At 61.2% G+C, this 7,480-nt stretch carries 11 protein-coding genes and 1 pseudogene; 5 read left to right on the top strand and 7 right to left on the bottom strand.

Features of this window, described 5'->3' with window-relative positions; all coding sequences use genetic code 11:
• The 4 genes from VEJ16_13890 to purC all read right to left on the bottom strand — a co-directional run.
• Window positions 1–207: hypothetical protein (locus VEJ16_13890; protein ID HYB10755.1), on the bottom strand; the 207-nt coding region annotated here is incomplete at its 3' end.
• Entirely contained in the window at window positions 204–893 is a 690-nt protein-coding gene (purQ, locus tag VEJ16_13885; GenBank protein HYB10754.1) for a phosphoribosylformylglycinamidine synthase subunit PurQ, read from the bottom strand. The genes purQ and VEJ16_13890, both read right to left, overlap by 4 nt.
• Window positions 894–900: 7 nt before the next feature.
• Window positions 901–1,143, bottom strand: coding sequence for a phosphoribosylformylglycinamidine synthase subunit PurS (gene purS, locus VEJ16_13880; protein HYB10753.1), 243 nt, complete (start codon window positions 1,141–1,143; stop codon window positions 901–903).
• 28 nt (window positions 1,144–1,171) lie between these two features.
• A complete protein-coding gene (purC, locus tag VEJ16_13875; GenBank protein HYB10752.1) occupies window positions 1,172–1,936 on the bottom strand; it encodes a phosphoribosylaminoimidazolesuccinocarboxamide synthase in 765 nt (254 codons plus the stop codon).
• A gap of 448 nt (window positions 1,937–2,384) precedes the next feature.
• On the opposite strand from purC, the gene VEJ16_13870 reads away from it, so the two are divergent.
• The 3 genes from VEJ16_13870 to VEJ16_13860 all read left to right on the top strand — a co-directional run bounded on the left by VEJ16_13870 (window position 2,385) and on the right by VEJ16_13860 (window position 3,700).
• Window positions 2,385–2,819 carry a glycine zipper family protein gene (locus tag VEJ16_13870; protein ID HYB10751.1) on the top strand — a complete coding sequence of 145 codons (435 nt, stop codon included), beginning with the start codon at window positions 2,385–2,387 and terminating at the stop codon, window positions 2,817–2,819.
• A gap of 13 nt (window positions 2,820–2,832) precedes the next feature.
• Window positions 2,833–3,243, top strand: coding sequence for a hypothetical protein (locus tag VEJ16_13865; GenBank protein HYB10750.1), 411 nt, complete (start codon window positions 2,833–2,835; stop codon window positions 3,241–3,243).
• Window positions 3,244–3,328: 85 nt separating this feature from the next.
• Window positions 3,329–3,700 (top strand): RT0821/Lpp0805 family surface protein, encoded by a 372-nt coding sequence (locus VEJ16_13860; GenBank protein ID HYB10749.1) that lies wholly within the window; start codon window positions 3,329–3,331, stop codon window positions 3,698–3,700.
• A gap of 31 nt (window positions 3,701–3,731) precedes the next feature.
• On the opposite strand, the gene VEJ16_13855 is transcribed toward VEJ16_13860, so the two are convergent.
• Complete coding sequence (locus VEJ16_13855; GenBank protein HYB10748.1) at window positions 3,732–4,496, bottom strand: NRDE family protein; 765 nt, start codon at window positions 4,494–4,496, stop codon at window positions 3,732–3,734.
• Window positions 4,497–4,580: 84 nt separating this feature from the next.
• On the opposite strand from VEJ16_13855, the gene VEJ16_13850 reads away from it, so the two are divergent.
• Window positions 4,581–4,910 carry a DUF1476 domain-containing protein gene (locus VEJ16_13850; GenBank protein HYB10747.1) on the top strand — a complete coding sequence of 110 codons (330 nt, stop codon included), beginning with the start codon at window positions 4,581–4,583 and terminating at the stop codon, window positions 4,908–4,910.
• 70 nt (window positions 4,911–4,980) lie between these two features.
• Here VEJ16_13850 and purB read toward each other — a convergent pair whose 3' ends face one another.
• On the bottom strand, window positions 4,981–6,285 hold the full coding sequence (gene purB, locus VEJ16_13845) for an adenylosuccinate lyase (GenBank protein ID HYB10746.1): 1,305 nt from the start codon (window positions 6,283–6,285) through the stop codon (window positions 4,981–4,983).
• 93 nt (window positions 6,286–6,378) lie between these two features.
• Window positions 6,379–6,765: pseudogene (radC, locus tag VEJ16_13840) on the bottom strand (DNA repair protein RadC).
• Between the two features lie 150 nt (window positions 6,766–6,915).
• On the opposite strand from radC, the gene VEJ16_13835 reads away from it, so the two are divergent.
• Window positions 6,916–7,480 (top strand): Arm DNA-binding domain-containing protein (locus VEJ16_13835; protein HYB10745.1); only part of this gene is annotated, 565 nt, incomplete at its 3' end.

Below are 7,480 nucleotides of genomic sequence, written 5' to 3'. Positions count from 1 at the left end.
TTTCTTGAGCCAAACCTTCGACGATTTATAGGAACAATGCTCGCTCCACATGACCGAAAAGATGCCGAGTTCGGTGAACGTCGGCGTGCGGCCGAGGGATTCGAGGACAACCACGTACTCATCCGGCGTCAATCCGTGATCGGCAACGGTCGTGGGCGTGATCTCGGGTTCCGCTCGGCCGAGCGGGCCGTCTTCGGCAGCGCTCACGAGAGCGCCTCGGCAATTCCGTCGAACAAGGCTTTGCCGTCGCACCCGCCGAGGGCAGGGTCCGCCAACCGCTCCGGGTGCGGCATCAGACCGAGGATCGTCTTCGATTCGTTGAAGATGCCGGCGATGTTGCGCGCGGCCCCATTCGGGTTCGCGTCGGCGGTCACCTCGCCATCTTTGGTGCAATATCGGAAAGCGATCTGGCCGTTGTCCTCCAGGCGATTGAGCGTGTCCTGGTCGGCGAAGTAGTTTCCGTCGTGATGGGCGATCGGAATGCGGACCGTCTGGCCGGACTCGTACTTGTTGGTGAAGAGGCTCTGGCTCGTCTGAACCTTGAGATGAACGTCCTTGGCGAGGAACTTGATGCCCGCGTTCCGCAAAAGCGCACCTGGCAAAAGCCCCGCCTCGGTCAACACCTGAAAGCCGTTGCAGATGCCGAGGATGGGGACACCTTTGTCGGCGCGCTGGCGGATTTCGTACATCACCGGCGAGTGCGCTGCGATGGCGCCGCAGCGCAGGTAGTCGCCGAATGCGAAGCCACCGGGCAGGACGATGAGATCCACCTTCGGAATCTCGGTCTCCTTGTGCCAGACCATGACCGGCTCAACACCCTCCGTGCGCTCGAGGGCCACCTTCACGTCGCGGTCGCAATTGGAAGCGGGAAAGACGATGACGGCGGCCTTCATCTGGAACTTACCCCACGAGGTCGATGGCGTAATTCTCGATCACGGTATTGGCGAGCAGCTTGCGGCACATGGCCTCGACGCTGGCGCGCGCCTTGCCGAGATCGGTTTCGGCAAGCTCGATCTCGATATACTTGCCCTGGCGCACATCGTCGACGCCCTTGAAGCCGAGTGAGCCGAGGGCATTGGCGATTGCCTTGCCTTGGGGGTCGAGCACGCCGTTTTTGAGCGTGATGTGGATTTTCGCCTTCAAGATGTCCGCTGCTTCCTTCGCTTCGCCATCATTGTATGAGCGTCGGACCTTTGAGGTCCGTCGGTCCGGCTTCGGGCATGATGCCAAGCCGGCGCGCCACTTCCTGGTATGCCTCGGCAACGTTGCCGAGGTCGCGCCGGAACCGGTCCTTGTCGAGCTTCTCGTTGGTCTTCAAATCCCACAGCCGGCAGCTATCCGGCGTGATCTCGTCGGCGAGGACGATTCGCATATCGTCTCCGTTCCAGAGCCGGCCGAACTCGACCTTGAAGTCGATGAGCCGAATGCCGACGCCAAGGAAAAGGCCGGACAGAAAGTCGTTGATTCGCAGCGATAGCGACATGATCTCGTCGAGATCCTGCGGCGTCGCCCAGCCAAAGGCGGTGATGTGCTCCTCCGAAACCATCGGATCGTTGAGCTGGTCGTTCTTGTAATAGTACTCGAGGATCGAACGCGGGAGCGGCGTGCCCTCGGCGATACCGAAGCGCTCGGAGATCGATCCGGCAGCAACGTTGCGGACAGCGACCTCGATCGGAATGATCTCGACCTCGCGCACGAGCTGCTCGCGCATGTTGAGCCGGCGCAGGAAATGAGTCGGCACGCCGATCTCGCCAAGCCGCGTCATCAGGTATTCCGAAATCCGATTGTTCAGGACACCTTTGCCGGTAATGACGCCGCGCTTGCGCGAATTGAATGCGGTCGCATCGTCCTTGAAATATTGGACGAGCGTGCCCGGCTCGGGGCCTTCGTAGAGAACCTTGGCCTTGCCTTCGTAGATGCGCTTGCGTCTGGACATGGCTCAACTCGCTTTCAAGCGAGGGATGGGCTGGCGGGCTGCGGAATTGCTCCGTCTCGGCCGTGCGTTGCCGACGACGAGCGCAGCGACGGTACCCCTTCCGCATCGCCACATATAGCAACTCGGCCGGCTCAAGACAACGGATTGCCAAGTTCGGACGGGACGCGCATCGAGCTCTTTTACCGGCTAAGCGATATACGCGGCGATTCCCTTGCAGGGGGTGGTCGCGTCGGCTTCGGTATTTTGGACGGAGGGGAGGGACGCGCGCCTTTCAGGCGCATGTCATTCGTGTAGCACCTGGCGCCGAGGCCGTAGTATGAATTAAGCTGCGGAGACGTTGGGCGGTGGGGAATTGCCAATCGGGCGCTCGCCCGTGCTCAGGGTTCAATGCCTCTGCGCGACAGGGGGGATCGCGATGCGACCGCGCTGCATCGCTGGCGTTGCGTTTATGGCGACAATATTCGCGCACGCGGCGTCGGCGCAGAATCTGATGATCTATCCGGCGAGAGGCCAGGATCAGCAAACGCAGGACCGCGACCGCTTCGAATGTCATTCCTGGGCGGTTCAACAGACGGGATTCGATCCGACTCGGGCGAGTGCGGCCCCTGCGCCGCCCCCGCCACCTCAGGGTGGGCTGCTGCGCGGTGCGGCGCGCGGTGCTGCGGTTGGTGCGGTCGGTGGCGCGATTGGGGGCAACGCCGGCAAGGGAGCCGCAATAGGTGCTGGTGCTGGCGCCATGGTCGGCGGCATTCGTCAAGCCGATCAACAAAGACAGTTTCAGCAGCAACAGCAGGCACAGGCAGGTGCGAATGCAGCGGGCTTCAATGACTACAACCGCGCCATGGCAGCTTGCTTGCAAGGCCGCGGATACACCGTGAACTAGGAGTGCTCCGGCAATGAAATATGTTCCGAGTCTCTGCTTGGCGGCACTCGCGTCGCTGCTGCCGGCACCACTTGTGGCAGCGCCCTTTGACGGCACTCAGCCCTTCATCTGCGCCAATATCGAGATTTACGCCTGTGAGCCGGGCGTCAAGTGCGACGAGGAGACGGTTGAAAGCATCGACGTGCCCCAGTTCCTCAAGATTTCGGTTCCCGATAAAACGATCGTCGGCACCAGGCCGTCCGGGCAGGCAGTGAATGCCAAGATTGAACTCGTCCGTCATGTCGAACAGAAGATGTATCTCCAGGGTGTCGAAAAGTTGCTGGGATGGACCGTGATCGTCGACGAGCAGACGGGGCGCATGTCGCTCACGGTATCGGACGACAAGAACGGCTACGTCATTTTCGGGGCTTGCACGGGGACATGACGTCGCAATCATGCGGCTGCGAAGATGCCGTATTTTTGTTGCAATCCGGCCCGTTCACCAAATTGTCCGCAGGGAAGGGGGTACCATGTGGAAGGTCGTTGGCATTGCGTTTCTTGCTATGGCGATCGTCGGGGCGACCGCGGTCCCTGCCGCGCTCGCGCAGTATTCGCATACGTTTCCGCGGAATATCAGGCTGACCAAGGCCGACGTCGACATGATGAAGCAGGCGGCGCGCGAGGGCATGGACGGAAAGCCCGATGGCACGGTCATTCCGTGGAACAATGAGAAAAGCGGAAATTCGGGAACCGTGACCTTGCTGAAAAAAGTTGAGGTGAAGGGTCAAGAATGCCGCGATATTCTTCACACGATAAAGGCCAGGAACGTCGCCGAGCCCGCCAACTACGAAGTGACGATCTGCCGCCAGCCCGATGGAAGCTGGAAAATACCGGCGAAATAGCGACGAGGGCGGTCCCTCTGTTCGGCGGGGGCTAACGGAGCGGAACGGGAGCGAAAGGCGTCCTGTCGGGCCGGCCCGGTGCGAAGAGCCAGATCGGTCGCACGCCGAGCTTTTGTGGCGAGGGCAGGGCGATCAAGGAACTCGAAGAGGTGCCGAACCCTCGGTCCGTCACGACGCACATGTCCCCCTCATGCTCGATCTCGGATTTCCCATCGCTGCGTCGCGCCAGGAGGGCCTGCCACGCGCCCCAGTCGCCGCTATCCGGGTCGGGTAGGGCGGCTGCTTGAAATCGCGGCAGATTGTCGCGGATGCGCAGGCTTGCCGGATCGTTCAGGTCGAATGCCGTAATCATCGACATTCCAGCCGCGAGCGGGAACGGTTCGACCTTGCCGGGGCCGTCGGTACCGAGGTTGCGGAGCCAAAATCCGCCGCTGTTATCCGCTACGACGAAATTGAACGTCCGGTAGGCCGTGGGGTCGATTGCCGAAAGCGCTTCGGCCGCATTGGCTGCGTCGGCGTGATCGAGCGCTTCGAGAACAAGCTCGCCACGGCTTCGCATCCCGGTTTGAGGGCCGAGGGAGTGGCGGCGGTTGAGGGCGGCGGCCACGACGCCTTCGCGGTTGATCCCGAGCCAGCTTCCGCCCGCGAGCACATCAAGGCCCGCGACCACCCCAGGGCGATCCGGCCAATGTTCCGCCGGCGGCTTCCACGGCCGCTCCAACATTTCGTCCCTGTTTGCGGCGATCAGGACTGGCCACGGCTGGCCCGGCCGCAGCAGAACGACTATCGTGCACATGCGGTTTTCGATACCACTCGCCGGGTCGGCCCGCTATAAAAAGAGTCGAACATTCAACGCATCATCAAGGGAGCGCCTCACGCGATGAGCGACATTTTCCACGATCGCGAAAAGCAAGCGGAAGCGATGTTCGCGCACGACCAGGACCTACGGTTCAAGTCTCGCGTTCGAAGCGACAGGCTCATGGGTCTTTGGGTCGCCTCGAAGTTCGGCCTCAAAGGCAAGGAGGCAGAGGATTACGCCAAGTCGCTCATCGAAATAGCGCTCGAGAAGGGTGGGAACAAACGGCTGATCGAACGAATCATGGCCGACTTCAAGGCGCACAACATCGAGATTTCGGAGCACCGAATCATGCGCCACCTCGCTGAGTGCGAAGCGGAAGCCCGCGCGCAGGTCATGAAAGAAATCAAATAGTCTGCCCGAGGCGAGATTCGATCGACAAAATGGCTCGTGCGATCGAGCCGTCTTCTTGATGCATGCCCGGCTATCCTTCGCCGAACACGCGGCGAAAGATCGTGTCGACGTGTTTGGTGTGATGTTCGAGATCGAAGAGGGCGGCGAGCGCCTCGGCGTCGAGATATTTCGTGACGCTCGCGTCCGCCTTGAGACCTTCGAGGAAGGCCCCATCCTCGTTCCACGCGTTCATGGCATGGCGCTGGACTGCGCGGTATGCGTTCTCGCGGCTCATGCCCGCTTGGGTGAGTGCTAGGAGCACACGCTGCGAATGCACGAGCCCGCCATAACGGTCGAGATTCGCCATCATGGTCTCGGGATAGACGACGAGCCGTTCGACGAGGTCGGCGAGGCGCGCGAGAGCGAAGTCGAGCACCACCGTCGCATCGGGGGCGATCACACGCTCGACCGCGGAATGGGAAATGTCCCGCTCGTGCCAGAGTGCCACATTTTCGAGTGCGGGAACTACATAGGAGCGCACGAGCCGTGCGAGCCCGGTCAGATTTTCGGAGAGTACGGGATTGCGTTTATGGGGCATCGACGAGCTGCCCTTCTGGCCGGGTGCGAAATACTCTTCGGCCTCGCGAAGCTCGCTCCGCTGGAGGTGGCGAATTTCGGTGGCAAGCCGCTCGATCGCGCTTGCGATGATGGCAAGGACCGAGAAGAAGACGGCGTGGCGGTCGCGCGGGATCACCTGGGTTGAGATCGGTTCGACTGCGAGGCCGAGCTTTTCCGCCACGTAGCTTTCGACGAAGGGATCGATATTTGCGAAGGTCCCGACAGAACCCGAGATGGCGCATGTCGCGACCTCCCGTCGCGCCTCGACGAGGCGCGCCCGGTTGCGCGCAAATTCCGCGTAGTGACCGGCGAGCTTGAGGCCGAAGGTGATCGGCTCGGCGTGGATGCCGTGGCTTCTTCCCACGATTGGCGTCATCTTGTGCTCGTAAGCCCGTTTTTTGAGTGCGGCGAGCACGCGGTCGATGTCCACGAGCAGAATATCGGAGGCTTCCTTGAGCTGTACCGCGAGGCAGGTGTCGAGCACGTCGGACGACGTCATGCCCTGATGAACGAAGCGCGCCTCGGGCCCCACCTGCTCGGCGAGTGCGGTGAGAAAAGCAATCACGTCGTGGTGAACCTCGGCTTCGATCTCCGCAACGCGCCCTGGCTTGACTGCATCGCGCCCGAGCGCCCAAACCGCCGCCGCCGCCGCTGCGGGAATGACGCCGAGCTTCGCCTGCGCGTCGCAGGCGTGCGCCTCGATCTCGAACCAGATGCGCAAGCGGTTCTCGGGCGACCAGATGGCCGACATCTCGGGTCGGGAATAGCGCGGAATCATCGCATCCTCTCGTCAGCGCCGGGCCGAAAAGCCTTATCGCAGATCGACCGGCCCGTGGGAAGCGCAGCAATCCGGTTGGCCCGCGCCCGGGCGCTAGAGCAGGCCGAGCGATCTGAAGCTGCTATGCCCGCCCTTCGCGATGATGACATGATCGTGGAGCCTTATGCCGAGCTTTTCGCAGGCACCCCTCACGTCGTGAGTCACGTCGATATCGGCCTTCGACGGCGTTGTATCCCCCGACGGATGGTTGTGCACCATGATGATCGCGGAAGCACCCAATTCGAGCGCGCGCTTGACGACTTCGCGGGTGTACACGGGCGTGTGGTCCACCGTACCGCGTTGTTGAACCTCGTCGGCCATCAGGCCGTTCTTGCGATCGAGGAAAAGCAGGCGGAATTGTTCGTTCTTGGCGTAGGCCATGCTCGCGCGGCAGTAGTCGAGGAGTCGCTGCCAGTTGTCGATCACGGGACGGGACATGACCTCCTCATTGGTACCGTCCGCCTTCGTCCACGTATGTTCAAGAAACTTAGATTCCATGGGCATAACATTGCCATCCGTGAGTGGACATGTCCATGGCCGTCCAGTAAAATCCACAAGATATTTGTGGACTGATTTGTGGAATCACCATCTATGGCAAAAAAGATAGACCGGCTCTCTGCACTCAAGGTCGAAAGAACCAAAAAACCCGGGATGTACGCTGACGGCGCTGGCCTGTGGCTTCGGGTGTTGTCGAGTGGTGCCAAGTCTTGGATCTTCCGTTTCATGATGAACGGCCGCGCCCGAGAGATGGGTCTTGGGTCGGCGAACGAAGTGACCTTAGCCGATGCACGCGAGCGGGCAATCGAATGCCGACGGCTCCGGGCTCGCGGGATAGACCCCATCGAAAACAGGCGCGGGGAACGGCAAGCAGCCGCACTGGAGGCCGCTAAGGCCATTACCTTCAAGGAGTGCGCTGAGAAATATATCGCGTCCCATAAGGCGGCATGGCGAAACAAGCAGCACCTGCGACAATGGCAAAATAGTCTCACGAAACACGTTGAGCCCGTCATCGGTGGCTTCTCAATTCAAGCGATCGATACAGCCCTCGTCATGCGGGTTTTAGAACCGATGTGGACGGCAAAGACTGAGACCGCCAGCCGATTACGCCAGCGGATCGAAGTGATTCTTGACTGGGCGAAGGTGCAGGGATTTCGGG

The organism is Alphaproteobacteria bacterium (assembly GCA_035625915.1).
Taxonomy (GTDB): domain Bacteria; phylum Pseudomonadota; class Alphaproteobacteria; order JACZXZ01; family JACZXZ01; genus DATDHA01.
This window is presented reverse-complemented; position numbering and strand designations above follow the sequence as displayed.

What these genes read in the sequence shown, in the direction of transcription:
- VEJ16_13865 (HYB10750.1), top strand. Translation starts at nt 2,833, where the DNA reads ATGAAATATGTTCCGAGTCTCTGCTTGGCGGCACTCGCGTCGCTGCTG.
- purQ (HYB10754.1), bottom strand. Translation starts at nt 893, where the DNA reads ATGAAGGCCGCCGTCATCGTCTTTCCCGCTTCCAATTGCGACCGCGAC.
- VEJ16_13870 (HYB10751.1), top strand. Translation starts at nt 2,385, where the DNA reads ATGGCGACAATATTCGCGCACGCGGCGTCGGCGCAGAATCTGATGATC.
- VEJ16_13860 (HYB10749.1), top strand. Translation starts at nt 3,329, where the DNA reads ATGTGGAAGGTCGTTGGCATTGCGTTTCTTGCTATGGCGATCGTCGGG.
- VEJ16_13855 (HYB10748.1), bottom strand. Translation starts at nt 4,496, where the DNA reads ATGTGCACGATAGTCGTTCTGCTGCGGCCGGGCCAGCCGTGGCCAGTC.
- purC (HYB10752.1), bottom strand. Translation starts at nt 1,936, where the DNA reads ATGTCCAGACGCAAGCGCATCTACGAAGGCAAGGCCAAGGTTCTCTAC.
- purB (HYB10746.1), bottom strand. Translation starts at nt 6,285, where the DNA reads ATGATTCCGCGCTATTCCCGACCCGAGATGTCGGCCATCTGGTCGCCC.
- VEJ16_13850 (HYB10747.1), top strand. Translation starts at nt 4,581, where the DNA reads ATGAGCGACATTTTCCACGATCGCGAAAAGCAAGCGGAAGCGATGTTC.